The organism is Streptomyces sp. NPDC051217 (assembly GCF_044455465.1).
Classification (GTDB): domain Bacteria; phylum Actinomycetota; class Actinomycetes; order Streptomycetales; family Streptomycetaceae; genus Streptomyces.
Window position 1 is genome coordinate 1 of the sequence record NZ_JBITEV010000036.1, and the last position, 1056, is coordinate 1056.

At 67.5% G+C, this 1056-nt stretch carries 1 protein-coding gene; it reads left to right on the forward strand.

Annotated features, from left to right (window positions below; genetic code table 11):
* Positions 1-102: 102 nt before the first annotated feature.
* On the forward strand, positions 103-1056 hold the full coding sequence (locus ACIBBB_RS36160; protein ID WP_398989728.1) for an IS481 family transposase: 954 nt from the start codon (positions 103-105) through the stop codon (positions 1054-1056).

Here is a 1056-nt window from a genome sequence, read left to right on the forward strand (position 1 = left end):
TGTATTGATCACGAGCGTTGTTGACACTCGGTAGGTCTTGAATATGGCGAAGACCTCCGGTGTGGTGGGAGCTGTCTGGGAACTCACCGCACGGAGGTCTTCGTGTCTCACCGTAATGCCCGGTTGACCGTCTTCGGTAGGCGACTGCTGGTCGAACGTGTCGTATCAGGCCGCCCGGTCGCCCATGTGGCCGCTGAGATGGGTGTATCGAGGGCCACTGCCCACAAGTGGATGCGGCGGTGGCGGGCCGAAGGCGAGGCCGGGCTGCACGACCGGTCCAGCCGGCCGCGCACGACGCCGCACCGGACCCCGGCCGATATCGAGGCCCGGGTGTGTGACCTGCGGCGGGCCCGCAAACTCGGCCCCGCCCGGATCGGCCCGGTCCTGGAGCTGCCCGCCTCGACCGTCCACCGGATCCTGACCCGCCACGGTCTCAGCCGGCTGTCGTGGCTCGACCGTCCCACCGGGACTGTGATCCGACGCTACGAACGCGAGCGTCCAGGCGAGCTCGTTCACGTGGACGTGAAGAAACTCGGCCGGATTCCCGACGGCGGCGGCCACCGCGTCCTGGGCCGGGAAGCGGGTCGGCCAATCCGCGGGATGGGATTCGACTATGTCCACTCCGCCGTCGACGACCACTCCCGCCTTGCCTACAGCGAGATCCACGCGGACGAAAAGGTCGCGACCTGCGCAGGCTTCCTCACCCGCGCGGCCGCGTTCTTCCACAGCCAGGGCATCACCCGCATCGAGCGGGTCCTGACGGACAACGCGTGGGCCTACCGAAAGGGCCTGGCCTGGAAAGCCGTCCTGGGCGAGCTCGGCGCGAGCGGCAAACTCACCCGCGCCTACCGGCCCCAGACCAACGGCAAGGTCGAACGCTTCAACCGCACCCTCCTGGACGAGTGGGCCTACCTTCGGCCCTACACCTCGAACCAGGACCGGACCGAAGCCCTCACAGACTTCCTCCACACCTACAACCACCACCGCTGCCACACCGCACTGGGCGGACACCCGCCCATCAGCCGTGTGAACAACCCTGCGAGTCAATACACCTAG